The sequence below is a fragment of the Microbulbifer sp. SAOS-129_SWC genome (genome assembly GCF_039696035.1).
GTDB lineage: Bacteria > Pseudomonadota > Gammaproteobacteria > Pseudomonadales > Cellvibrionaceae > Microbulbifer.
Window position 1 is genome coordinate 378,527 of record NZ_CP155567.1, and the last position, 24,433, is coordinate 402,959.

At 63.6% G+C, this 24,433-nt stretch carries 20 protein-coding genes and 2 tRNA genes; 14 read left to right on the forward strand and 8 right to left on the reverse strand.

The window, feature by feature from the left end:
- Positions 1–123 precede the first annotated feature (123 nt).
- Positions 124–2,787 (forward strand): phosphoenolpyruvate carboxylase, encoded by a 2,664-nt coding sequence (gene ppc / locus ABDK11_RS01545; protein WP_346838565.1) that lies wholly within the window; start codon positions 124–126, stop codon positions 2,785–2,787.
- Positions 2,788–3,076: 289 nt separating this feature from the next.
- Complete coding sequence (locus ABDK11_RS01550; RefSeq protein WP_346838566.1) at positions 3,077–4,570, forward strand: trypsin-like peptidase domain-containing protein; 1,494 nt, start codon at positions 3,077–3,079, stop codon at positions 4,568–4,570.
- Between the two features lie 75 nt (positions 4,571–4,645).
- Here the strand turns inward: ABDK11_RS01550 and ABDK11_RS01555 are convergent.
- Together ABDK11_RS01555 and ABDK11_RS01560 are read right to left on the reverse strand one after the other, a co-directional pair.
- A tRNA-Leu gene (locus tag ABDK11_RS01555) sits at positions 4,646–4,732 on the reverse strand.
- A gap of 165 nt (positions 4,733–4,897) precedes the next feature.
- A tRNA-Leu gene (locus ABDK11_RS01560) sits at positions 4,898–4,984 on the reverse strand.
- Positions 4,985–5,231: 247 nt separating this feature from the next.
- Between ABDK11_RS01560 and rnr the strand changes: the two genes are divergently transcribed.
- Both rnr and rlmB read left to right on the forward strand, forming a co-directional pair.
- The gene (gene rnr, locus ABDK11_RS01565; RefSeq protein WP_346838567.1) at positions 5,232–8,105 is read left to right on the forward strand and encodes a ribonuclease R; all 2,874 of its coding nucleotides are present in this window, start codon (positions 5,232–5,234) and stop codon (positions 8,103–8,105) included.
- 93 nt (positions 8,106–8,198) lie between these two features.
- Positions 8,199–8,951 carry a 23S rRNA (guanosine(2251)-2'-O)-methyltransferase RlmB gene (gene rlmB / locus ABDK11_RS01570; RefSeq protein ID WP_346838568.1) on the forward strand — a complete coding sequence of 251 codons (753 nt, stop codon included), beginning with the start codon at positions 8,199–8,201 and terminating at the stop codon, positions 8,949–8,951.
- Positions 8,952–9,131: 180 nt separating this feature from the next.
- On the opposite strand, the gene ABDK11_RS01575 is transcribed toward rlmB, so the two are convergent.
- A complete protein-coding gene (locus ABDK11_RS01575) occupies positions 9,132–10,514 on the reverse strand; it encodes an MATE family efflux transporter (protein WP_346838569.1) in 1,383 nt (460 codons plus the stop codon).
- Positions 10,515–10,540: 26 nt separating this feature from the next.
- Positions 10,541–11,257 carry a 2OG-Fe(II) oxygenase gene (locus ABDK11_RS01580; protein ID WP_346838570.1) on the reverse strand — a complete coding sequence of 239 codons (717 nt, stop codon included), beginning with the start codon at positions 11,255–11,257 and terminating at the stop codon, positions 10,541–10,543.
- Positions 11,258–11,771: 514 nt separating this feature from the next.
- On the opposite strand from ABDK11_RS01580, the gene ABDK11_RS01585 reads away from it, so the two are divergent.
- From ABDK11_RS01585 to ABDK11_RS01630, 10 genes are all read left to right on the forward strand, one after another.
- Positions 11,772–12,329, forward strand: a complete 558-nt coding sequence (locus ABDK11_RS01585) for an RNA polymerase sigma factor (RefSeq protein ID WP_346840225.1) — start codon at positions 11,772–11,774, stop codon at positions 12,327–12,329.
- A 19-nt stretch (positions 12,330–12,348) separates the two neighbouring features.
- Positions 12,349–12,984 (forward strand): hypothetical protein, encoded by a 636-nt coding sequence (locus ABDK11_RS01590; protein WP_346838571.1) that lies wholly within the window; start codon positions 12,349–12,351, stop codon positions 12,982–12,984.
- Between the two features lie 35 nt (positions 12,985–13,019).
- The gene (locus ABDK11_RS01595) at positions 13,020–13,640 is read left to right on the forward strand and encodes a hypothetical protein (protein WP_346838572.1); all 621 of its coding nucleotides are present in this window, start codon (positions 13,020–13,022) and stop codon (positions 13,638–13,640) included.
- Positions 13,641–13,723: 83 nt separating this feature from the next.
- Positions 13,724–15,049: a tetratricopeptide repeat protein gene (locus ABDK11_RS01600; RefSeq protein WP_346838573.1), complete on the forward strand. Its 1,326-nt coding sequence runs from the start codon at positions 13,724–13,726 to the stop codon at positions 15,047–15,049.
- A gap of 183 nt (positions 15,050–15,232) precedes the next feature.
- Positions 15,233–15,691 carry a 30S ribosomal protein S6 gene (gene rpsF / locus ABDK11_RS01605; protein WP_346838574.1) on the forward strand — a complete coding sequence of 153 codons (459 nt, stop codon included), beginning with the start codon at positions 15,233–15,235 and terminating at the stop codon, positions 15,689–15,691.
- Positions 15,692–15,703: 12 nt separating this feature from the next.
- Positions 15,704–15,934 (forward strand): 30S ribosomal protein S18, encoded by a 231-nt coding sequence (gene rpsR / locus ABDK11_RS01610; RefSeq protein WP_346838575.1) that lies wholly within the window; start codon positions 15,704–15,706, stop codon positions 15,932–15,934.
- Positions 15,935–15,983: 49 nt separating this feature from the next.
- Complete coding sequence (locus ABDK11_RS01615) at positions 15,984–16,802, forward strand: hypothetical protein (protein WP_346838576.1); 819 nt, start codon at positions 15,984–15,986, stop codon at positions 16,800–16,802.
- 37 nt (positions 16,803–16,839) lie between these two features.
- Positions 16,840–17,286 (forward strand): 50S ribosomal protein L9, encoded by a 447-nt coding sequence (rplI, locus tag ABDK11_RS01620; protein ID WP_346838577.1) that lies wholly within the window; start codon positions 16,840–16,842, stop codon positions 17,284–17,286.
- Positions 17,287–17,479: 193 nt separating this feature from the next.
- On the forward strand, positions 17,480–18,922 hold the full coding sequence (gene dnaB / locus ABDK11_RS01625) for a replicative DNA helicase (protein ID WP_346838578.1): 1,443 nt from the start codon (positions 17,480–17,482) through the stop codon (positions 18,920–18,922).
- 26 nt (positions 18,923–18,948) lie between these two features.
- Positions 18,949–20,046, forward strand: a complete 1,098-nt coding sequence (locus tag ABDK11_RS01630) for a crosslink repair DNA glycosylase YcaQ family protein (protein ID WP_346838579.1) — start codon at positions 18,949–18,951, stop codon at positions 20,044–20,046.
- Here ABDK11_RS01630 and ABDK11_RS01635 read toward each other — a convergent pair.
- From ABDK11_RS01635 to ABDK11_RS01650, 4 genes are all read right to left on the reverse strand, one after another.
- Entirely contained in the window at positions 20,025–20,735 is a 711-nt protein-coding gene (locus ABDK11_RS01635) for a DUF6515 family protein (RefSeq protein WP_346838580.1), read from the reverse strand. The two genes, ABDK11_RS01630 and ABDK11_RS01635, sit on opposite strands and share 22 nt — an antisense overlap.
- Before the next feature lie 119 nt (positions 20,736–20,854).
- Positions 20,855–21,727, reverse strand: coding sequence for an agmatinase (gene speB, locus ABDK11_RS01640; RefSeq protein ID WP_346838581.1), 873 nt, complete (start codon positions 21,725–21,727; stop codon positions 20,855–20,857).
- A 70-nt stretch (positions 21,728–21,797) separates the two neighbouring features.
- Complete coding sequence (gene nspC, locus ABDK11_RS01645) at positions 21,798–23,048, reverse strand: carboxynorspermidine decarboxylase (protein ID WP_346838582.1); 1,251 nt, start codon at positions 23,046–23,048, stop codon at positions 21,798–21,800.
- Between the two features lie 109 nt (positions 23,049–23,157).
- Positions 23,158–24,366 carry a saccharopine dehydrogenase family protein gene (locus ABDK11_RS01650; protein WP_346838583.1) on the reverse strand — a complete coding sequence of 403 codons (1,209 nt, stop codon included), beginning with the start codon at positions 24,364–24,366 and terminating at the stop codon, positions 23,158–23,160.
- Positions 24,367–24,433 lie beyond the last annotated feature (67 nt).

The following is a 24,433-nucleotide window of genomic DNA, read 5'->3' on the forward strand; positions in this document are numbered from 1 at the left end:
CGCAAAATAAACTGGATAAATGCGCGCGGGGTATCGATCCGTTTTTGTCTCCGCGCGGTTAAACGCCGGAGGTCGAAATATGCGAACATACGCGACTTCGTAGCGTTAGGGAGAGAAAAACCAGTGAACCGGGATCAAAATGCCCCTTTAAGAGAAGACGTCCGCTTGCTCGGTGAGGAGCTTGGCACGGTACTGCGACAACAGGCCGGCGAGCCGTTATTCGATACAGTTGAAACTATTCGCCAGGCCTCGGTGGAAAGCCGGGGGCAGCCGGAAGTGCAGGTGGGGCGCCTGCGCGAATTACTGGATCCGCTCGAAGACGAAACACTGCTGGAAGTGGCGCGCGCCTTCAGCCAGTTTTTGAACCTGGCCAATATTGCCGAGCAGCGCCACCGCGAGCGGCTGCATCGCCATCACCAGCGCTACCCCGGCGATCCGGATACCGACCAGGGCCTGCGCCAGGTACTGGCGACATTGAAGGCCGCCGGTATCGGCGACGACCAGGTCCGCGCGGTACTGGAGCAGCTGTCGGTAGAGCTGGTGCTGACTGCACACCCGACCGAAGTGACCCGCCGCACCCTGATCCGCAAATACGACCAGATTGCCGATCTGCTCACCGACCTGGACAGGCCCGACCAGACCGAAGAAGAGGCGGAAGATCGGCGCCGTCACCTGCGCGAGCAGATACTATCCGCGTGGAGCACCGATGAAATCCGCCGGGAGCGGCCCACACCCGTAGATGAAGCCAAATGGGGCTTCGCCACCATCGAGCAGTCCCTGTGGCGCGCAGTCCCCCGGGCGATGCGCGAGATCGAAGCCGAGCTGGCGCACGCGGGGCTGGAGCCGCTGCCGGCGGATTGGGTGCCGGTGCGTTTCGCCTCCTGGATGGGCGGCGACCGCGATGGCAACCCCAATGTCACCGCCAAGGTGACCCGCGAAGTACTGCAGCTGGCCCGCTGGATGGCTGCGGACCTGTACCTGCGTGATGTGGAAAACCTGCTCGCCGACTTGTCCATGCACCGCGCCAGCGAAGAGCTGCTGGCGCGCACCGGTCCCAGTCACGAGCCCTACCGCCTGCTGTTGCGCGAATTGCGCAACCGGTTGCGTATCACCCGCGCGCAGATGGAGGCGCGGGTGAACGGCCGCCCCGAGCCCAAGGGGGAAGGCTTCACCCGTGGCGAGGAGTTGTACCAAGAGCTGAGCCTGATCGACCGCTCCCTGCGCTCGGTCGGTCTGGCGGCGGTCGCCGACGGCCAGCTCAAGGACACGCTGCGCCGCCTCAACTGCTTCGGCATTACCCTGTTGCGCCTGGATATCCGCCAGGAATCTACCCGTCACGCCGAGGTGGTCGACGCGATCACCCGCTACCTGGATCTGGGCAGCTTCCTGAACTGGGGTGAGTCGGTCAAACAGAAGTTCCTGCTCGCCGAGCTGGAAAACCGCCGCCCGCTGGTGGACGAGGCCTTCTACCGCAGTGAGTTCTGTACCGATGAAGTGCGCGAGGTGCTGGAGACCTGCAAGGTCATCGCCGAGCAGGGCGCCGAGGGCCTCGGTGCCTATGTCATTTCCATGGCCAGGACGTCGTCGGACGTGCTCGCGGTCATGTTGCTGCAGAAAATTGCCGGCGTGCGCGAGCCGATGCGGGTAGTGCCGTTGTTCGAAACCCTCGACGATCTCGACAACGCCTGCGACAGCATGAGTGCGCTGCTGTCGCTGCCCTTCTACCGCGAGCGCGTGCGCGATGGCCAGGAGGTGATGATCGGCTACTCCGATTCCGCCAAGGACGCCGGTTTCCTGGGCGCGGCCTGGGCCCAGTTCCGCGCCCAGGAGCAGCTCACCGCGATTTTCCGCGAGCACGATATCCCGTTGACCCTGTTCCACGGCCGCGGCGGCTCCATCTCCCGCGGTGGCTCGCCCACGCGCATGGCGCTGATGTCGCAGCCGCCCGGCTCGGTGGCCGGGCGCATCCGCGTGACCGAGCAGGGCGAGATGATTCGCTTCAAGTACGGCCGCCCATCACTGGCCGCCTACAACCTGGAACAGTATGTAGCCGCCACACTGGAGGCCACGCTGTTGCCGCCGGCGGAGCCGAAACCTGAGTGGCGCGCGCAAATGGAACGGCTCACCGAGGTCTCCGTCGCCAGCTACCGCGAGGTCGTGCGCGACGATCCGGCGCTGGTGGCCTACCTGCGCACGGTCACCCCGGAGACCGAACTCAGCCGCCTGGCGCTGGGCAGCCGCCCGGCGCGACGCAAGCCCGGTGGCGGGGTGGAAACCCTGCGCGCAATTCCGTGGGTATTCGCCTGGACCCAGATTCGCCTGATGCTGCCCGCCTGGCTGGGCTCCGGTGCGGCGCTGGAGAGCGCTCTGGAGAGCGGGGAAGAAACCGAAATCCTGCACGCGATGAACGAGCAGTGGCCGTTCTTCCAGGGGGTTGTGGATATGCTCGAGATGGTGCTGGCGAAGACCGATCCGCGCGTCGCCTACTGGTACGAAGAGCGCCTGACCAAGGACGCCGATCAGATCCGCCTCGGCAAAGTGCTGCGTGAGCGGTTGGCCGGCACGGTGGATGCACTGCATCGCCTGACCGGCCGCGAGAGTCTGCTCGACAACAATCCGGTGATGCGCTGGTCGATCCGCGTGCGCGATCCCTATACCGATCCGCTGCACCTGTTGCAGGCGGAGCTGATGGCGCGCCTGCGCGAGCGCGACGAGGATCCGGTGCTGGAGAGCGCGTTGATGGTCACCATTGCCGGTATTGCCGCAGGGATGCGCAACACGGGTTAATGGCTGTAGCGGCTGGGGCAGGGATGTCCCGGCCGGCAGTAGCAACAGAAGCGCGGAGAATAACAAGATCGACTCTAGCAGGCTTTCCCCCGAAGTGAATGCGGTGGGGTAGTGCTGGTTGAAAATTTTGGTTGGCGCGCAAGTGCTGTGATACTTTCTTTCCAGCTCGAGGTGTGCTCCATGAAGTGGGTGCGGAAATGCGCACGGCGGACACGGGGTTTAGTGTCTGCCCACTGAAAGCATTGGTGCTAGAACAACCGCCTGCGCGGATGCAAAAAGGAATTTCATTGTGCGAATTAAGCTGTTTAGGGCCACAACAGGGTTGTTACTTTTTACGGCCTTCACATCGGCGGCGGTTGCCGAAGTCTATCGCTGGACTGATGCCAATGGAAAGTTACATTTTTCTGATCGACCGCCTGCCGAGCGGGCCGAAAGCCCGGAGGTAGAGCTCGTCCAGTACCACCTGGACAACCTGGACCAGGGTATCGAGCTTCCCAAAGTTGCGTACCTCGAGCCGTTGAAGAACGATTCCGATGACGCGGTGAAAACGGTACAGCTTGAGCATGTTGCCGTTGAAGTGTCGGGTGATGGATCGAATGACGATCCGGTCGTTGGCAAAATGTTCAAGTTCACTAACTTCAGCACCAACGCGCTGAGGCGAATGAAGATAAAGGGCAAGTGGCCAGAGGGGCCGCTGGATTGTGAGCCCGGCAGCGATTTGCGTCTTCACACTATTGCTTATTACTACAAGCGTGCCGATTTCAAGGCAAGCCTTGCGGCGGCTTTTGAATCCAGTGGCTACGCGACAAACTCCGACTGGAAGTTTTCTTTACAGCAGCACCGCGGTGCCGATCTGAGCCTGGCGGCAACCATCAGCGACCTGAAGTTGATTCACTGCGGGACCACTACCAGCCTGACGACCCAGGAGGGATCGCAGGACTCTACGTATCTACAGGTCGACTGGGAGATTTTTGATAATCTCTCCAGGGAAGTGGTTTATAAAGTTCGCACTCAAGGTATCGATTATTCGCTGCGGAAAGCGGCGAGACGCCGCGGCCTGCTGGACAGTGCCGAGCTGGCGTTTCGCCACGCTGCGGAACAGTTGCTGGCGGACCGGCACTTTGTCGGGCTGCTCAAGTCGGAGTCGCGCGCAGCGCCCGCCGCGGCGTCTGTGGAACCGATCGATGTCAGTCTTTCCTATGGCGACGGTAGCGGCAGTTTTCTGCACCAGCTGCCACAAATCAAGGGCGCCTCGGCCACGGTCCGGACCAACACCGGTCACGGCAGTGGATTCGTGATTTCGGATGCCGGCCATTTATTGACGAATTACCATGTCGTAAAGGACAGCAATGCAGTAATCGTCATCATTGCCGGGCGGCAATTCCCGGCGCAAGTGCTGAGACGCGACAGGCGGCGGGATGTGGCCCTGCTCAAGATCCAGCCGGACGAAAAGGTGTCGACAGCCAGACTGGCGAAACAGGCGGTATCAGTAGGAGAGGAGGTGTTTGTTGTCGGGACACCATTGGACGAGAGTCTGGATTTTTCCATTACCAAAGGCATTATCTCGGCCAGGCGCCTGCATGATGGGCAGGGCTACTTGCAGACAGACGCTGCCGTCAATCCCGGAAACTCGGGCGGCCCGGTGTTCAACGAGTCCGGAGAGGTGGTTGCGGTCACCGTATCGGGAATTTTTACCAGGGACGGGGCTTCTGCAAACATCAATTATCTGATTCCCCTGGAGGAGGCATTGGCTTCCGTCGGTGTCGACTTGCCGGAGGGGTGAATACAGCAGGATGAGGCGGTGTATGGGCGGAAAATAAAAAAGGCCGACTCGTGAGAGTCGGCCTTTTTTGCGAAATGGTGCCCAGGAGAAGACTTGAACTTCCACGACCGTAAGGCCACTAGCACCTGAAGCTAGCGCGTCTACCAATTCCGCCACCTGGGCAAGCCGGCGCTGTGCAGCACCGGGTTGCGCACTATAGAGATTTCCCCGGCGCTGTCAATTTCTGTTTGTGACTGGCAGCCCGCGCCTGTTGTCCGCCGCCGATTCGAGCGTTTGCCCGGGCGGAAATAAAAAAGGCCGACTCGCGAGAGTCGGCCTTTTCGAAATTGGTGCCCAGGAGAAGACTTGAACTTCCACGACCGTAAGGTCACTAGCACCTGAAGCTAGCGCGTCTACCAATTCCGCCACCTGGGCAATTCAACGGTGTGCTCCGTTGAGGACGCGCACTATAGGGATTTGTCGGGGGGGTGTCAACGGCCGAACTGCGCTTTTTTCAACTTTCTGCCACTGCAGTCGGGAAATGGGCCGAAATCGCTTATACTGCGTGCAGTGGTGGTGCTTTCCCGACCCGGTATTCACCGGTTGCGCCGCCTGCCAACTTTCCGGAGAACTCCGGACACTGCCGCGAAACCGGCGGTGACCTCAAACAACGGATGCTGTTTTGACGCGAAAGAAAACCTCGACCCACTTCGACGCCGATCCCCACGCGGAGCGCGAAGCGGAGAAATATGAAAAACCCGTTCCCAGCCGCGAGTACCTGCTGCAGTTCCTCGAACAGCAGAAGGCCCCGGTAGCCTGGGAAGCGGTCGCCGACGCGCTGGAAATCACCGACGAGGACCAGCGCGAAGGCGTACGCCGGCGCCTGATCGCCATGTCCCGCGACGGCCAGATCGCCAGTAACCGCGCCGGCGATTTCGGTGTGCTGGACAAGATGAGCCTGGTACGCGGCCGTGTGATCGGCCACCGCGACGGCTTCGGCTTTGTCTCCCCGCGCGATGGCGGCGACGATCTGTACCTGTCCCACCGCCAGATGCGCAAGGTGTTCGACGGCGACGAAGTGCTGGTGCGCGAAACGCCCGGCGGTTTCCGCGGCAAGCGCGAAGGCGCGGTGGTTCGGGTGATCAAGCACAACACCCAGGAGCTGGCCGGGCGTCTGTTCCGCGAGAACGGTATCTGCTTCGTGCGCCCGGACAACCCGCGCATCAACCTGGATATCATGGTAGCCGAGGGCAAGTGCGCCGGCGCCGAGCACGGCCAGTATGTGGTGGTGAATATCACCACCCAGCCCGGGCGCGACACCGTGCCCCAGGGCGAGGTCAGCGAAGTGCTCGGCGACCACCTGGCGCCGGGAATGGAAATCGATGTCGCCATCCGCAATTACGGTATCCCCCACACCTGGCCCGCGGGGCTGCAGGCCGAGACGGACGCCATCGCCGACGAGGTGCTGGAGGAAGACAAGAAAGCCCGTGTGGACCTGCGTCCGCTGCCGCTGGTGACCATCGACGGCGAGGACGCGCGCGATTTCGACGATGCCGTTTTCTGTGAAGTGCTGAAAGACGGCAGCTGGAAGTTGCTGGTGGCCATCGCCGACGTCTCCCACTATGTGCGCCCCGGGATGGCGCTGGACGAGGAGGCCCACAGCCGCGGCAACTCGGTCTACTTCCCGGATTTCGTCGTGCCGATGTTGCCGGAGAAGCTGTCCAACGGCCTCTGCTCACTCAATCCAGAGGTGGATCGCCTGTGCATGGTGAGCGAAATGCACATCGACCTGGACGGGCGCATTCTCGACTACCGTTTCTTCGAGGGCGTGATGCGCAGCCACGCGCGCCTGACCTACACCCAGGTAGGGCAGATGATCGCCGAGCGCGGCCAGCGCGACAGCGGCCTGCGCAAGCAGTATGCGGCGCTGACCCCGCATCTGGACAACCTGCACGATCTCTACCAGGCCCTGCGCGGCGCCCGCGATCGCCGCGGTGCCATCGATTTCGAGACCACCGAAACCCGCATCATCTTCGACGCGCAGCGCAAGATCGAGCGCATCGTGCCGGTGCAGCGCAACGACGCCCACAAGCTGATCGAGGAGTGCATGCTCGCCGCCAATGTGTGCGCGGCGGAGCTGATGGAGCTGTCGGAGCTGCCGGCACTTTATCGCGTACACGACACGCCCAAGGAAGAGAAGCTCGCCAACCTGCGCGAGTACCTGGGCGAACTGGGGCTGCGCCTGCCCGGTGGCGCGGAACCGCAACCGATGGATTTCCAGCACCTGCTGGATCAGGTGGAGGGGCGCGCCGACGCCCACATCATCCAGATGATGCTGCTGCGCTCGATGAACCAGGCCGTCTACCAGCCGGAGAATCGCGGCCACTTCGGCCTCGACTACCGCGCCTACGCCCACTTCACCTCGCCGATCCGCCGCTACCCGGACCTGCTGCTGCACCGCGGGCTGCGCTGGCTGATCCGCAACGGCAGCGCCAACCCACCGGCGGTGGCCAAGAAGGTGCACGCCGTACCGGGCGCGGCGGCGCTGCCGGCGGAACGTATTATTCCCTACGACCTGGCCGCGATGGTGCAGCTGGGCGAGCACTGCTCGATGACCGAGCGCCGCGCCGACGACGCCACCCGCGATGTGGTCAGCTGGCTCAAGTGCGAGTACCTGCAGGACCACGTCGGCGAGGTCTACCCGGGGGTAGTCAGCGCGGTCACCGGTTTTGGCCTGTTTGTCGAACTGGACAACTTCTATGTGGAGGGTTTGATTCACGTTACTGCGCTGCCGAAAGACTATTACCGCTTCGAGCAGGCGCACCAGCGGCTGGTTGGCGAGCGCAGCGGCCAGCGCTATCACCTGGGTGATTCAGTCTCGGTGCAGGTGGCGCGCGTCGACCTGGAAGAACGCAAGGTGGACTTCACCCTCGACGAAGTTCTGTCCCGATCCGCTAACAAGGCGCCCAAAAGCGGCAAGTCCAAAGCGGGCAGGAAAGCGAAAGCGGCCGCCGGGGCAGCGGTTGCAAGGAAGCCCGCCGCCGACGCGAAAAAAAAGAGTGGGAAAAAGTCCGACAGCACAGGAGTGCCCCCGGCAAAAAAGTCTGGTGGAGGCGGTGGTTGGATGCCTGGAAAAATTCCTGACCAGAACCCGCGGGCAGCGGGTAAAAAGGCCGAGCCTGTCGCAGTGAGCGCGCGTGCCATGGAAATGGCCGTGGAGCACCAGAGCGAGCGCGACCGCCGCGGCAAGTCGGACAAACCCAACCCCTGGGGCCGGCGCCCCGAGACCGAACCCACCGCCACGCCGTTCAAGAAGCGCAAGGTGGGCTCCACCGAGGCGGTGCCAGTAGCGCCGTCGCGCCAGAAGCCCGAAGCGGAAGCGGAGGTCGAGGCGCCGCCCAAGAGGCGCGGACCCAAACGCACGCCGCCGCGCAAGGGCGGTAAGCGCCCCGCGGTGGCGGCGCGCAAGGCGGCGCAGAAGACGGCCCGGGCCGAGGCGAAAAGCGGCAAGGGCAAAAAGAAGAAGTCCGCGGCCAAGCGCAAAAAGAAATCATAACCTTCCATTGACTCGCACCCCTCTCCCGCTGACGGGATAGGGGTGGGGGAGAAGGCATTCGCCACTCTCCCCGAACTCCGGTATAGAACCCCCATGTCCACACAGATCGTCTACGGCCTGCACGCGGTGCAGGCACTGCTCAAGAGTTCACCCCAGCAGGTGCGGGAGCTGCTGCTGTTGCGCGGGCGTCGCGACCAGCGCCTGCAGAAAATCATCGCCCAGGCAGAAAAAAACAATATCAAGGTGCGCACGGTCGATCGCCGCGCTTTGGATGAGCAGGTCGGTGACGATGGCAACCACCAGGGCGTGGTGGCCATCTGTGCGGGCGAGACCCGCGTCTATGACGAGCGCTTCCTGAAGGAGCTGTTACAGGAGCTGGATGGCCGCGCCGAGGCGCCGTTCCTGCTCGTGCTCGACGGCGTCACCGACCCGCACAACCTCGGTGCCTGCCTGCGCACCGCAGAGGCCGCCGGCGTGCACGCGGTGATCGCCCCCAAGGACAAGTCCGCCGGCCTGACGCCGACCGCGCGCAAGGTGGCCTGCGGTGCGGCGGAAGTGCTGCCGTTTGTCACCGTCACCAACCTCGCCCGCACCCTGCAGCAGCTGCAGCAGGCGGGCGTGTGGATCTTTGGCGCCGCCGGTGAGGCGCAGCAGGATGTCTACCAGAGCCAGCTTACTGGCCCGCTGGCGCTGGTCATGGGCGCCGAGGGCTCGGGCCTGCGCCGCCTCACCCGCGAACACTGCGACCACCTGATCAAGATTCCGATGGCGGGCGAGGTCAGCAGTTTGAATGTGTCGGTGGCGACCGGGGTGTGTTTGTTCGAGGCGGTGCGTCAGCGCGGTTAGAGCATCGTATGCGGGCGGTATATCCTGCAGCTTCCCAGCTGAAAAACGTGAAGTGGGTGGGCTGAAGATCCCGGTGACGGGATCGCCTCGGGGTTTGCCGCTGGTTGCACCTGCTATCGGGGCGTTCGCATCGCTTTCTGTACTTCCCTTCTCGCTAGCGTTTTCTTCTTAAATTTACCTCTATGCAACCTGCTCCGCCGCCACAGGTTCCGCCGCCGGCATATCCGCCAGCTTGATGCGCAACTCGCGCCGCAGCAGCAGCGCCGCCAGCAGCATCTGCAGGATTACCGAGCCCGCCGACAGGAACCAGAGCTGGCGGGTCTCGAACCAGGGTTGGGCGCCGATCCACAGTGCCGGTATCGCAAAAGCCAGAATGCGCAGGGCCGAGGCGGCCAGTGACGGCAGCGTGTTGCCAAGTGCCTGGAACAGGCCGGCACAGCAGAAGATGATGCCGGTGGGGACGAAGTTGAACGAGGCGATGCCGAGGAATTCCCGCGCCACCGCGATCGCCGCCGGGTCGTCGAGGAACAGCGCGGCCAGATTGCCACCGGCAAAGTAGCTGAGCAGCGACAGCGCGAACATCAGCACTGACACAGCGATCAGGCCGCTGCGCAGGGTCTCGCGCACCCGCTCGGGCTGGCGCGCGCCGAAGTTCTGCCCGGCGATCGGTGCCAGCGCGAAGGACACTGCCATTGCCGGCAGGAAGATCGACTGCATCACCCGCAGGCCCACGCCGAAACCCGCCTGGGCCGACACGCCCACGTCGGTCAGCACCGTGTAGACCACCGCCAGGAACACGGCCATCAGCGCGAACTCACCGCCGGAGGGCAGGCCGATGGCAGCGATGCGCTGCCACAGTTTGAAGTCGGGCCGCGCGAACTGGCGCGGCCCGAATCGGAGTTTCTGTTGTTGCGGGCGCAATACGAACATCAACAGCAGTACGGTGCCCGCGGCCACCGAAATCAGTGTCGCCAGGCCGGCGCCGGCCACACCCAGCGGCACACCGGTGCCCCAGCCGGCCACCAGCACCGGCGCTAGGGCAATATTCAGCAGCAGTGTCAGCACCTGGATCAGTGAGGGAATCTTCACTTCACCGGCGCCGCGCAGCGCCGCGGCCATAGTGGTGAGCGGGAACTGCAGCAGCATCGCCGGCAGGAACCAGTTCAGGTATTGCACCGCCAGCTGCGCCGTCTCCGCATCGGCGGTGAACGCGGCGGCATAGCGGCCGCGCAGGGCGAAGGCTATGCTGCCGAGCACCAGCCCGCACAGCAGCGCCAGCAGCTGTGCTTGATTGAAAATGCGCTGGGTGGCCGGCATATCGCCGGCGCCGAACGCGTGGGAGACCAGCGTGGTGGTGCCCACCGACAGCGCCTGCGTCAGCGCCATCACCATAAACATCATGTTACCCGCCACGCTGACCGCCGCCACCGGGGCGCTGCCGAGCCCGGACACGAAGTACAGGTCCACCAGGAAGTAGAGTGTCTGGAACAGCATGGTGGCAAACATAAAGGCGCCGTAACGGGCGATATGGCCGCGGATGGCGCCCCGGGTCAGGTCCTGCATCGATGAAAATCCTTTTATGTGGGAAATTACTGGCCGGTCGCTGCCTTGCCGTAAAGCTGCTCTGCCGGGCGGTACAGCACCCAGGAGGTGAGGATGGTCTTGTCGCCCGACAGTGGCACATTGCCGCGGTGCGTATGGGTGAAGCCGCAGGGGGACAGGATCAGGCTGCCTTTTTTCGGCTTGATCTTGGCGCCCTGGTAGCAGAACTCGGTCTCGCCACCCTCCTCGACGTCGTTCAGGAACAGCAGCCAGAACAGGACCCGGTGCAGGGATTTCTGCCCGGGATCGGTCGGGTGTGGGAAATGCTCCGAGTGCCAGTGGTAGTAGCCGCCTTTGGCCTGCTCATAGTGCTGCAGGTTGATATTGTCGACGGTGAAAATACTGCACACCAACTGCTTCAGCTGCTGCTCGCCGAGGTCACCGATATCTTCCGCGGCGAGGGTGCGCGGCTGGCCGCTGTTTTCGTCCAGCAGGCTCGGCGAGAGGGCGCCGGTCAGCAGGTGCGGGTAGCGCCGGCAGTAGGCCATCAGGCCGTTCAGCACCATGCTGTTCATTTGCGCGCACTCGTCGCGCCAGGACTCAAGGCCGGAAATGAACAGGTCGGAGCTGCGCTTCTTGCTGTGATCCACTCCGGAACCGGTGCGGCCGGGCTGCTTTTCCGGCGCCCGTTGAAAGCGCTCGACGACGTGATCGCAGAACTCGGCGGGGGCGGCATTTTCAAACAACAGAATCAGTGAGTCCACTTGTTCACCTGATTGGTCAGCTGGGCACAAGCCGGCTGGACATTTCCCCGGCAGCAATGAAGAAAAGTCCGGCAATTGCGGTCATTGTAATCGCCGGGGTGCTGCCGGCCAGTTCTGGGAGGTGAAATGCCCCTCCCCGTAGATGGTCGGATCCGGGTTGGCGTCCGCGTGGATGCCCGTAGCATAATCCGGGGCCTGTCATCACTGCGGGGGATCCGCTGGCGGCGCGGTAGAGCCGCCGCTGTACTTGCTACTTTCGCGAAACAGCGCGGTGGATTGTGCCATAGCCGTTACCCAATTGAACTTTTTAAAAAATAAGCGCGCTTAATCACCCGATAATGAAATTATTTTCCCTTGGGGCCTGTGTCAGGGTCTTTGCTTGTCAATGCACCGGGCCCTGCCAGTTTATCCGCCGATGTGGCGATCCCCGGGAACCTTTTCGCACGCTGCGTCGTGTAAACACATCGACGGTAGTAATCGGCAAAAATTCTGAAGGAGTTATGGTGTGACCCTGATGCGCTTCTTCCGCGGTTCCGCGGCTGCCGAAGACCGCTTTACCGCCCTGGTACGCCCGCACCTGCGTCTCATGTATCGCATGGCCTATCGCTGGAGCCAGGACCGCAGCGAATCCGAGGACCTGGTGCAGGATGTGCTGACGCGGCTTTTCCCGCGGCTCGACGAGCTCGCCGCCGTGGACAAGTTGGGGCCCTGGTTGGTCAAGGTGCTTTACCGACGCTACGTGGATCTCTACCGCCGGCGTGCGCGTTCGCCCATTGATGAAAGCGTTGCCTGGAGCAGTGACGAATCCGCGTTTGGCGACCTGCTGCCGGATGAGCGCAACCGCTATCACCAGCTGGAATTGCAGCGGGCCCTGAACCGGGCCCTGGAAACCATCGACGACAGCTGGCGCGATGTGGTGTTACTGCACGATGTCGAAGGGTATACCGCGCTAGAGGTGGCGGAGATCCTGGATATCAATGTCGGCACCGTGAAGTCGCGCCTGCACCGGGCACGCAAAAAGCTCAGAGAGGCGCTGCAACTGGGAACCATTGAAAGCAGCCATGCGTGTTAACGGGAGCGAGGAGGCAAATATGAACTGCACTGAATCGAAGCGGGAACTGGAACTGATGCGCGAGTCGAACAGCGGCGCATTGCTGGTACACCTGCGCCGCTGTGCGGATTGCCGCGATTACGCCGAAACCCTGCGGATTTCGCGCCTGCTGCGGACGCTGCCGGCGCCGGAGCCGGATGCCGACTTCGAGCGCCGCGTACTGGCGGCGGCCCTGCCGCAGCGGGCGCAAGTCAGCCGGCGCACCTTGCGCGGCTGGCAGCTGGCGACGGCGGCGAGCCTGCTACTGGCAATTTTTCTCGCCCTGCCGCGCGGACCGCACGCCGTTCCGGCAGCGACGCTGGCAACCTCGGTGGCGTTGCCGGTCAGTGTCTCGGTCGATACGCCGCGCGCGCTCCCGGGCGCACTGATCAGCGTGTCGATGCCGGAGGGTGTGCAGCTCGATGGCTACGGCGATACGCGCGAATTGCAATGGCACGCGGATCTTCGCGCCGGCTCAAACCGGCTTACCCTGCCGCTGCACTCGAGCGGCGCGGCCGCGGCGGGTGCGCAAATCCTGATTCAGGTGGAGCACAATGGTGCGCGCAGAGAGTTCCGGGTGCCGGTGCGTTTCGGTCGCGGCGCTGCGGCGCCGGCAGATTCGCCGCAAATGATTTGAAACTTATTACCCAACCTAGATGTGAGGCTCAAAAAATGAAAGCGTGCAACAAATGGCTGGCACTGGGGCTGCTGTGTGGCCCGCTGAGCTTGCCCGTACTGGCCGACGGCGGCGATGATCTGGACGTGACTGTGACCGTTGTCGATGCTGACGGCACTGCCGAGGATGCGGCCAATGTGATCGAGCTCCCGGAGGGTGTGAGCGAAGCGGCGAAAGAGGCCGCCGCGCCGGGCCTGGCGATCGCCAATGCGGCCCGCTCCCGCGAGATGGACAAGGAGGCCGAAGAGGCGAAGGCCGAGGAGGCGAAGACCAAAATCGACGCCAGCAAGATCAGTGAGGACGACGTAAAGGCGATTATCGCCGACGCGCGCTCCCACAGTGAGCAGGCCCGCGCCAATGCCGAGGCCGCGGTGGCCGCCGCGCGCGAAAATGCCGACGGGGCGCGCGAAGCGGCGGAAGAGGCGCTGAAGAATGCGCTCAGTGGCGCCGACCTGCAGGGCTCGATGGCCGATGTGAAGGATATCCTCGACAACCTTCCGGACGATGTGAAGGCGAACCTGCCGGACGATCTGGAGTCGATTCTGGAAGATGCGATGGACCATGCTCCGGAAGCGCCGGAGACGCCGGAAACACCGGAGGCGCCGACCGGCGATTGAGGGTTTTGTAAGTGTGACTTGTCCGCTTGTTGGATGGCTGGGCGCTGCGGCGCCCGGCCTTTTTCCGTTGGGAAATTGGGGTAATGGATGTGAAGATCGGGATTATCTGCAGCGCACTGCTCTTGGCCGCGGCGACGGCCTCGCCCGCAGTGCTGGCCGGGGATTCTTTTGCGCTCGGCACGCGGGCCTTTAAGCAGGGCGACTACACAGGCGCGCTGGCACAGTTCGAGCGCGAGCAACGCGCCGGCAACGAAAGCGCCAACCTGAAATACAACCTCGGCGTCACGCTGTACAAGCTGCAGCGCTACGCCGCCGCCGCGGAGTATTTCCGCCAGTTGCGCGCGGACCCGCAGTGGCACGACCTGGCCGAATTCCAGCTGGGGCTGGTGGCGGAAAAGCGCGGGCGCCCGGAGCGCGCCGCCGCGCACTACCGCGCCCTCTCCGGCAGTTCATCCGCGCGCTTGCGCCAGCTGGGCGCCGCGCGCCTGGCCGCGCTGGCGCCGGCCGCGCCCCAACCTCCGGTGGTGCCCGAGCCCTCGCCGTGGCTGGGGGTGGCCAGTCTGGCGCTGGGCAATGACAACAACGCCTACGCCCTGCAGAACGACCTGCTGCAGGACTCGTCGGTAGGGCAAGACAGCTTCTCCGAACTGTTTGTGTGGGGGCAGTACCAGCTGCAGGGCGATGCGGTGGATGGCTGGCGCCTGCACGGCTTCGGCTACGGCCGCCGCTATACCGACCTGAGCGACCTGGATCTCGACAGCTACCGGCTGGGGCTGTCGCGGGACCTGCAATGGGATGGCTGGCAGGTGGAGCTGGGAGGCGCCGGCGAGCTGGTGTCCCTCGGTGGACAGCGGGTCAGCAGCGAAATCGGCGGTGTCGGCCGCCTGCGCCGCGATATCGGCGATGCCGAGCTGACCCTTGCCTACCTGCCCAGTCACTTCAGTGGCAGTGGCAGCTATGACTACCTCGATGGCTGGCGCCACCGTTTCGATGCGAAATGGGAGCAGCCGCTGGGCCTGTTCAAGCTCGATGCCCTCTACCGCCTGGAGCTCAACGATCGCGCAGATCTGGAGAGCGGCACCAGTGGCCGCTACAGCTACTCACCCACGCGGCAGACGCTGGGGGTGGCGCTGGAGTGGCCGCTGCTGGGGGGCTGGTCGCTGACCGCCGGCGCCGATTATCGCCACAGTCGCTATGCTGGCATCAACAGCCTGATCGACAGCGACGGCGTGCAGAAGCAGCATCAGCGGCAGGCGCAGCGCTGGCGCGGCTGGCTGCAGGCGGAGTTGCGGTTACTGCCGCGGCTGGCCCTGGCGGGCAAGCTGACCTGGACCGACAATGCCGAGAACTTCGATATCTACACCTACGACAAGGGCGAGGCGAGCCTCAGCGCCCGGTATTCCTTCTAGGTTTTCCCGCCACCACTGGTTATCTTGCAACCAGTCGGGCAAATCCCTACAATACGCCGCCCGCAATGTGCCCCCGATCAGGGGGCAGGTTGTTCTCCTTGCCTCACTAGGAGGTGCCCCGCAGCGCCAAGCGCATGGCTCGGCACATACCCGGGAGGCTGTTTTAACCCGTAAGGAGCGAAAATGCGTCATTACGAAATTATTTTCCTGGTCCACCCGGACCAGAGCGAGCAGGTGCCCGGCATGGTGGAGCGCTACAGCGCGTCCATCAAAGACAGCGGTGGTCAGGTTCACCGCCTGGAAGACTGGGGCCGTCGCCGTCTGGCCTACCCGATCAACAAGATCCACAAAGCCCACTACGTGCTGATGAACGTCGAGTGCACCGAAGAGGCGCTGGCGGAGCTGACTACCAACTTCCGCTACAACGACGCGGTCATCCGCAACCTGGTTATCCGCGAAGACGAGGCGATCTCCGAAGAGAGCCCGATCATGAAGGCGGAAAAAGAGAGCCGTGAGCGCAAGGCCGCCCGCGCAGAGCGCAGCGAGCGCCGCGAGCGTGCGGACAAGGAAGACAACAAGTCTTCCTCCGCTGACGAGTCCACGGAAGCCAAGTCTTCCGACAACGCCGAAAGCGAAGAGTAAGGGGATTATCAGATGGCACGTTTTTTCCGTCGTCGTAAGTTCTGCCGTTTCACCGCCGAAGGCGTCAAGCGTATCGACTACAAAGATCTCGATACCCTGAAGGCCTACATTTCCGAAACTGGCAAGATTGTTCCGAGCCGTATCACCGGTACCAAAGCCAGGTATCAGCGTCAGCTGGCCACTGCGGTCAAGCGCGCGCGCTACCTGGCCCTGCTGCCGTACACGGACAGCCACGAAGCCTAAGCCCGTTGCTTAGACGTTGTAAGAGAGAAGCTATCTAGTCGTGCGCGCCGTGGCTGAATTCATTATGCGCGGACGCGTGCGCGCAGTGCTCATCACGCTGGTGGGCATTCCGCTGATCAGCCCGGCGGCGTTGGCTCTGGTGAGCCTGCGCCGCGGCAGCGGCGATGGCCTGATGGTGCTGGCCTGGGCGTTGCTGCCTGTGGTGGTGATGGGATTCACCGGCCATATGTCGCCGTTGATGATCGGCCTCACCGCCAGCCCGCTGGTGGCGGTGTGCGCCGGAGCGCTGGTGCTGCGCAGCAGCCGCTCCTGGTCTGCGGCGCTACTGGCACTGGCGGCCGCCGGCGCTGGCGGCATACTGCTGACCGATCACTTCAGCGGCGGTCTGTTACAGACCCTGCTGGAGGCGGCCGAGCAGGCCGGCGGCCAGGTGGAACAGATGCAGCAGGTGTTTTCCAGCGAGCCGCTGGCCACCGGTTACCTGACCTGGTTCTCGGTGATGTACGCCGGGCTGGCGCTGGCGCTGGCGCGCCACTGGCAGGCGCTGCTGTACAACCCTGGCGGTTTTCGCGAGGAGTTCCACCAGCTGCGTATGCCGTTGCCGTTGGCCGGCGTGGGGATGCTGGTGTGGGTGTACTGCCTGGTCAACCCGGACTATGTGTTCTGGGGTGGGGTGGTCGCCTTCCCGCTGGTGGTGGCCGGTATTGCCCTGGTGCACTGGCTGGTGGCCAGCCGCAACTGGGGGCGCGGCCCGCTGGTGGCCATGTACGTGGCCCTGGTGATCGCGACACTGCCGCTGGCCGGCTTCCTGTGCGGCCTGGCGCTGATAGATAGCTGGATAGATATTCGCAGGCGCGCTGCCAAGTAGGCGCGACCTGCACAAAACTGAAATTGAGGAAACCGAGATGGAAGTTATTCTGCTCGACAAAGTAGGCAAACTGGGCAACGTGGGTGACCGCGTTGAAGTCAAAGCCGGTTTTGGCCGCAACTTCCTGCTGCCGACAGGCAAAGCCGTCGCAGCCACCGAAGCCAATATCGCCGAGTTCGAAGCCAAGCGCGCCGAACTGGAAGCCGCCGCTGCCGCCAAGGTGAGCACCGCTGAAGAGCGCGCCACCAAGCTGGCCGACGTAACCGTTACCATCGCTGCCAATGCCGGCGACGAAGGTAAACTGTTCGGCTCCATCGGCACCCGCGACATCGCTGAAGCCATTGCTGCTGCCGGCGTTGAAGTGAGCAAGGCCGAAGTGAAGCTGCCCGAAGGCGCGCTGCGCGAAGTCGGCGAGTACGACGTAGACGTACAGCTGCACGCCGACGTGATCACCACTGTCAAGGTAGTGATCGAGGCCGAATAATCGGCCCTGGCCTGCAAGCCCTGTGGGGGCGGCCGTTGGTCGCGATCGCAACCAGAGCCTCTGGAATGTGTGATCGCAGTCAGTGACCGCTCCTACCGCGACGCAAGTCGCGCTACAATCGGGCGCTGGATTCCCCCTCCTGCTGGGAGGGGAGATCCAGCGCCCGATTCGTTTCTGTAGCCCGTAACTGTTTATGACCGACGAATACGCTGTTCCCGAAGAAGCGCTGCCCTCCGAAGAGCACTCGCCGCTGCCGCACTCGGTAGAGGCGGAGCAGTCGGTGCTCGGCGGTCTGATGCTGGATCCGGGTCGCATCGACGCCGTTGCCGAGCAGCTCGGCGATGTGGACTTCTTCGTCGCCAGCCACCGCCAGATCTTTGCGGTGATGCGTGCGCTGACCGATGCCGAGCAGCCGCTGGACATCGTCACCCTCGCCGAAGCCCTGGCCAGCCGCGAACTGCTGGCGGAAGTGGGCGGCCCCGCCTACCTGGCCGAACTGGCCGAGAACACCCCGTCCGCCGCGAACATCGTCGCCTACGCCAAGATCGTGCGCGAGCGCTCGATGCTGCGCCAGCTGATCGCCGCCGCCGGCGAGATCAGCCGCACCAGCTTCAATCCCGGCGGCCTCGCCTCCGCCGACCTGCTGCAGATGGCCGAGCGCCGCGTAGCCGAGATCGCCGAGGGGCGCGCGAAGGACGGTGGCTTCGTGGGCGTCGACTCGCTGCTGAAGCAGACCGTCGAGCGCATCGACGAGCTGTTCAAGAGCGAGGGCGACATCACCGGCATCAGCACCGGTCTCGACGAACTCGACCAGCGCACCTCCGGCTGGCAGCCGGGTGAACTGGTGATCCTCGCCGCGCGCCCGTCCATGGGCAAGACCGCGCTGGCACTGAACTTTATCGAAAGCGCCATGCTGAGCCAGGAGCGCCCGACGCTGGTGTTCAGTATGGAGATGCCGTCGGACAGCCTGGTGATGCGGATGCTGTCGTCGATCGGCCGCATCGACCAGGGCCGTATCCGCAACGGCAAGCTGCAGGAGGAGGACTGGCCCAAGCTGTCCAGCGCCGTGCAGAAAATGAAGGGCAAGGCGCTGTATATCGACGACACCCCGGCGCTGTCGCCCAGCGAGGTGCGTGCGCGGGTCAAGCGCACGGTGCGCGACCACATCAACAAGCTGATGCGCGACGACGCCAGGCTGCCGCGCGAAGAGGCCGAGGCGCGCAGCATGCCGGCCGTGATCATGGTGGACTACCTGCAGCTGATGCAGGTCAAGGGCAGCACCGAGGGCCGCACCCAGGAGATTTCCGAGATCTCGCGCTCCTTGAAAGCGCTGGCCAAGGAATATGAATGCCCGGTAATCGCGCTGTCGCAGCTGAACCGCGGCGTGGAGCAACGCCCCAACAAGCGGCCGATGAACTCGGACCTGCGGGAATCCGGCGCCATCGAGCAGGACGCCGACGTGATCCTGTTCATCTACCGCGACGAGTACTACAACGAGGACAGCCCGGACAAGGGCATGGCCGAGCTGATTATCGGCAAACAGCGAAACGGTGAGATCGGCACCTGCCGCGCCGCCTTCGTCGGCAAGTACACCCGCTTCGACAACCTGGCGCCGGAGTACTTCCAGGGCGACTGATAATCCGGAGTCGGTGGAGGGTCCTGTTGCTATCCAATAAGTCCATCCGCGCCCTGGCGATCGAGCGCCAGCAGCTCCACACTCCCTGGCCCGGCGACCTGGCCGGCCTGATCCGCCATCTGGGCGCCCTGCAACTGGATGCCATCCAGCGCATTGCCCGCGCCCACCACCACCAGCTCTACAACCGCCTGCCGCGCTACCGCGAAAAGCACCTGCAGGACGCGGAGTGCCGGCGCGAGATCTTCGAGTACTGGTCCCATGCCGCCGCCTATCTGCCGATGGACCACTACCGCTACGCCCGCGTGCGCATGGAGCGCATCCGTGAGGGCCAGAAACACTGGTTCGAGAAGAACGCGAAACTGTGCCGCTACGTGCTCGACCGGGTGCGTGCCGAGGGCGCGCTGAAGGCCAGTGACTTTGTCCGGGCCAAAGGCGGCTGGTGGGAGTGGTCGGACGAGAAGAAGGCGCTGGAGCAGCTGTTCCACGAGGGCGAACTGATGGTCAGCCACCGCGAGGGATTCCAGAAAGTATTCGACCTGCCGGAGCGACTGTTGCCGGCTGGTATCCAGACCGCAACTGCCAGCGACTCCGAGTACGGCGCGCACCTGGTGCGGACCTTCCTCGGTTGCCATGGCGTCGGCCGCCGCGAGGAGATCGCCTACCTGCGTCGCGGGGATAAAGTGCTGGTCGACAGCGCGGTGGAAAGGATGCTCAAAAGTGGTGAACTACTGGCCGACGGGGCGGAGCTGCTACTGGCGGAGGACGCCGCACGGGAGCCGCCGCGAGCACCGCGACGGGTGCAGCTGCTGTCGCCGTTCGACCCGCTGGTGCTACAGCGCAAACGGCTGAAAAGGCTGTTCGAGTTCGACTACCAGCTGGAGTGCTACCTGCCCGCGCACAAGCGGCGCTACGGCTATTTCTGCCTGCCGATCCTGTACGGCGAGCGGTTTGTCGGCGTTGTCGACCTGAAAGCGGAACGGGCGGCGGGGCAGCTGCGGATCGCAGCGCTGCACTGGCAGGACAGGCCCGGCGCGGCGCTGCAGGCCAGTTTCCGCCGGGCTGTGGATCAATTCGCCCGCTTTCACGGGCTGGCCGGGCCTGATTACAGCTGCACCACGACGTAGACTTCCTTGCCGTCGCGCTTGCTCGGCATAAAGTAGTTACCGCCGTAGCGGTAGTACTGTACCCCGTTGATGATTTCCGCGGTGTAGCCGACCGGCAGCTCTTCGAGCACCTGGCCCGGCGCATAGCCGCCGTTGGGACCGCTGGGGACGGGTCCCGCGGCCGGGGCCGGGGGCGCTGGCGGTGCCGCTGCGGCGACGGGGGCGCCGGCGGGCGGCGGCACCACGACATAGGCGCGCGCGGCGGGTTGCCACTGGTAGTAAGCGTTAGCGTACTGGTAGTAGAGGGCACCGCCGATCTGCACGCGCACAGCGCTGCCCGGCAGGCTGACTACCGATGCCCCCAGGGGCGCCTGCACCACCACGTAGCCGGCCGGGGCCGGGCGGTAGAAGTAGCCCCCCTGGTAGAAGTAGGGGCTGCCGCCGACGGCCAAGCTGACAAAACCGAACGGCAGCACCGGCGCGGTAAAGCCAATGGAGATACGCGGCCCGCCATAGAGATGGCCATAGTGGCGGCCGTAGCGGTGACCGTAATGGCGGCCATAGTGGCGACCGCTCCAGTGGTAGGGGTGGTGGTAGCCGTGGCCGCCGCGCGCGTGTTCGCGCGGGCTGGCATCGACCGGGGGCACGAAGGCGAAGGCCCCGAGGGCGATGATTCCCAGGATTGCCAATACAAGTTTCGACGTTTTCACTATCTCTCCGGCGAAGCGACCACTTACTCAGGTTAAATTTTAACCTGTGTGCAAGCGGCCGCGCCATGCCTGTGGGTTAAGAAGTGTGAAACTACCGGCGACTACCGGTCCACGGCGGCCTAACGGTGTCGCTGTACGATGCCCATTAACTTGTAGAGTAGCTGCGCGGCGGCGAAGTCGTAGGCGTGGAAACCCTCAATGGGCGCAAATTCCAGCAGGTCGAAACCAATGATTTCCCGCTGTTTCGCCACCGATTCAAACAGGTTCAGCGTCTGGTACCAGCCCAGGCCGCCGGGCACCGGGGTGCCGGTGGAGGGGAAGACCGACGGGTCGATGCCGTCCACGTCCAGGGTGAAGAACACCTTGCTGGGGAAGTCGTCCGGCAGCTGGATTTCCTGCACATTGGTGGGGACCAGCTGGTGTGCGTCCAGGTAGTGCACGCCGTACTTGTCCCGCGCGCCCATTTCCTCTTCGCAGTAAGCGCGAATACCCAGTTGAAACAGCGGGATACCCGCTTCCACCACCAGGCGCATGACGCTGGCGTGGCTGTGTTTCTGTCCCTCATAGCGGTCGCGCAGGTCGGCGTGCGCGTCGATCTGCACGACGCCGAAATCCTCGATACCGGCGTCCAGGTAACCCTTGATGACACCCCAGGTAACCGAGTGTTCGCCACCGATGCCCACCGGCATCTTGCCCAGCGCCAGCACCTCGCGGGTGGCGCCGGCGATATGCTCCATCACCTCCTCCGGCGTGCCGGAGACATTCACCGGGCTGCGCGTATGGATGCCCAGTTCGCAGGGGCTGGAGAAGTTGTCGAAGGTTTCCAGCTGCCAGGAGGCCTCGAGAATCGCCGCCGGCCCCTTGCCGGTGCCGCCGCCGTAGGACACGGTCTCCTCGTAGGGAATTGGCAGCACGTGAAACAGGGCGTCCTCCGGGCGCGGCTGTTCGATTTCGGAACCGAGAAAGATCGGGTAATCGTTTTCTGACAACATCTTGTGTACCTGGTTGGCAATGCGGCCGGTGGGGCCGGCCGCCGCTATCTATTCGGGCTGCGCGCGCATCTTACACGCAGCCGCCGTCTGCGGGGACAGTCTCGCGATCGAGGATCTTCCAGTGGCGGCCGGACAGCCGTTCCTTGAAGTCCTCGTAGCCGAATTCGCGGATGATTTTCAGTTCATCGGTTCGGGAGTTCCACAGCGCGATCGCCGGCAACGGTATGCCGTTGAAGGTGTTGGTCTTGACCATGGTGTAGTAAGCCATTTCCTCGAACACCAGTCTGTCGCCCAGCTCCAGCGGGTCGGCGAAACTGTATTCGCCGATACGGTCGCCGGCGAGACAGCTCTGCCCGCCGAGCTGGTAGTCGTGGCGCAGCTCGCCGGGACGTGCGGCGCCGGTGATTTCCGGGCGGTAGGGCATCTCCAGTACGTCGGGCATATGGCAGGTGGCGGAGGCGTCGAGAATGGCCTGGTGCATGCCGTTCCAGGCGATATCCACCACTTCGCTGACCAGCACGCCGCAGAACAGCGCCACCGCCTCGCCCGGCTCCAGGTAGACCTGCACCTGGTGTTTGTCGGCGAAGCGGCGCACGGCATCGACCAGCTCGTCCACCTGGTAGTCACAGCGGGTGATGTGGTGGCCGCCACCGAAGTTGATCCATTCCATCTGCGGAATCAGGTCGCCGAACTTTTCCTCCACCGCGGCGATGGTGCGCGCCAGTGGTTTGAAATCCTGTTCGCACAGGGTATGGAAGTGCAGGCCACTGATCCCCTCGAGATCCTCGTGTTCGAACAGCGTGCGCACGATACCCAGGCGTGAACAGGGCGCGCAGGGGTCGTACAGATCCGTGTGGCCCTCGGAGTGTTCCGGGTTGATGCGCAGGCCAAACCGCAACTGCGGGCGCTGCTGCTGCATCTCCAGGCACAGGGGCTTGAAGCGCTTCCACTGCGAGAAGGAGTTGAAAATGACATGGTGGGCGAACTGCAGGATTTCGCGCAGCTCGCTCTCCTTGTAGCCGGCGCTGAATACGTGCACTTCCTTGCCGAGGTCATGGCCGCCGTATTCCTCGTAGCCGAGCCTGGCCTCGAACAGGCCGGACGCGCAGGTGCCGCTCAGGTACTCGGCGACGATATGCCCGGTGCTCCACATGGAAAAGGCTTTGAGCGCGGCCAGCACTTTGGCGCCGCTGCGTTGCTGTACATCGGCGAGCACGGCAAGATTGTCGCGCAGGGCGATTTCGTCAATCACGAAGCACGGGGATGGCACGCGGCGGGGATCGAAATCGCCGAAGTAGTCTTTGCGGGGAGTCAGGTCCATAAGAGGCTTCTGGTATCCGGAGGATGGGCACGCGAGCGCAGTGACGTGCCCATCAGTTTATGCCGATGGGCTCACTGCGCCTTGCCCATCCTGCCCTCGGTCAGGACTTTTATTGGAACGGTTTGTCCAGCCAGGTCTCGTGCCACGGCAGGCCGTACTGATTCAGGTCGTGCATGAATGGATCGGGATCCAGCTGTTCCATGTTCCACACGCCGGGCTTCATCCATTTGCCTTCCAGCATCATCTTGGCGCCGATCATAGCCGGCACGCCGGTGGTATAGGAAATCGCCTGGGACTGCACCTCCTTGTAACAGTCCTGGTGGTCGCAGGTGTTGTAGATGTAGTAGATCTTGTCTTCGCCGTCGCCGCTGCGGTCTTTGGGAATGCCGCGGATAATATTGCCGATACAGGTCTTGCCCTTGGTCAGCGGGCCGAGGCTGGCCGGGTCCGGCAGCAGGGCCTTGAGGAACTGGATCGGCACGATTTCCTGGCCCTGGAATTCGACTGGCTCGATACTGGTCATGCCCACGTTCTGCAGCACCTCCAGATGCTTCAGGTAGCTGGCGCCGAAGGTCATCCAGAAGCGCGCGCGCTCGATTTCCGGGAAGTGCTTGGACAGCGACTCCAGCTCCTCGTGGTAGAGCAGGTACAGGTCCTTCTCGCCGATGCCTTCGGGGAAACTGAACACGCGGTGTTCTTCCATCGGCTTGGTGGTGACCCAGCTGCCGTTCTCCCAGTAGCGGCCGTTGGCGGTAATCTCGCGGATATTGATTTCCGGGTTGAAATTGGTCGCGAACGGCAGGCCGTGATCGCCGGCGTTACAGTCGAGAATATCCAGGGTCTTGATGCGGTCGAAATGGTGTTTCCTGGCATAGGCGGTGAACACGCTGGTGACGCCCGGATCGAAACCGCTGCCGAGCAGTGCCATCAGGCCGGCTTTCTCGAACTTGTCCTGGTAGGCCCACTGCCACTTGTACTCGAACTTGGCCTCTTCCGGCGGCTCGTAATTGGCGGTGTCCAGATAGTGCACGCCGGTCTCGAGGCAGGCGTCCATGATGTGCAGGTCCTGGTAGGGCAGGGCGACGTTGATCACCATGTCCGGCTGGACCTTCTCGATCAGCTTCACCAGTTCCGGCACATTGTCCGCGTCCACTTCGGCGGTATCGATCTTGCGCGGCAGCATATCCGCGATCTTGTCGCACTTGCTCTTGGTACGGCTGGCGAGGGTGATATTTTCAAAGACCTCCTCAACCTGGGCGCACTTGTGCGCGACCACCTGGCCGACGCCGCCGGCGCCGATAATCAGTACATTGGCCATATTGAAATCTCCTTATTCTTCGCGGAGCTAAAACCTGTTGGAGTTTAGGATGTTTTGGGGACTTGCC

Coding starts and splice junctions, on each gene's coding strand:
- rlmB (WP_346838568.1), top strand. CDS start 8,199: ATGTCCACACAGATCGTCTACGGCCTGCACGCGGTGCAGGCACTGCTC.
- ABDK11_RS01575 (WP_346838569.1), bottom strand. CDS start 10,514: ATGCAGGACCTGACCCGGGGCGCCATCCGCGGCCATATCGCCCGTTAC.
- ABDK11_RS01585 (WP_346840225.1), top strand. CDS start 11,772: ATGCGCTTCTTCCGCGGTTCCGCGGCTGCCGAAGACCGCTTTACCGCC.
- ABDK11_RS01590 (WP_346838571.1), top strand. CDS start 12,349: ATGAACTGCACTGAATCGAAGCGGGAACTGGAACTGATGCGCGAGTCG.
- ABDK11_RS01595 (WP_346838572.1), top strand. CDS start 13,020: ATGAAAGCGTGCAACAAATGGCTGGCACTGGGGCTGCTGTGTGGCCCG.
- ABDK11_RS01600 (WP_346838573.1), top strand. CDS start 13,724: ATGGATGTGAAGATCGGGATTATCTGCAGCGCACTGCTCTTGGCCGCG.
- rpsF (WP_346838574.1), top strand. CDS start 15,233: ATGCGTCATTACGAAATTATTTTCCTGGTCCACCCGGACCAGAGCGAG.
- rpsR (WP_346838575.1), top strand. CDS start 15,704: ATGGCACGTTTTTTCCGTCGTCGTAAGTTCTGCCGTTTCACCGCCGAA.
- rplI (WP_346838577.1), top strand. CDS start 16,840: ATGGAAGTTATTCTGCTCGACAAAGTAGGCAAACTGGGCAACGTGGGT.
- dnaB (WP_346838578.1), top strand. CDS start 17,480: ATGACCGACGAATACGCTGTTCCCGAAGAAGCGCTGCCCTCCGAAGAG.
- speB (WP_346838581.1), bottom strand. CDS start 21,727: ATGTTGTCAGAAAACGATTACCCGATCTTTCTCGGTTCCGAAATCGAA.
- nspC (WP_346838582.1), bottom strand. CDS start 23,048: ATGGACCTGACTCCCCGCAAAGACTACTTCGGCGATTTCGATCCCCGC.
- ABDK11_RS01650 (WP_346838583.1), bottom strand. CDS start 24,366: ATGGCCAATGTACTGATTATCGGCGCCGGCGGCGTCGGCCAGGTGGTC.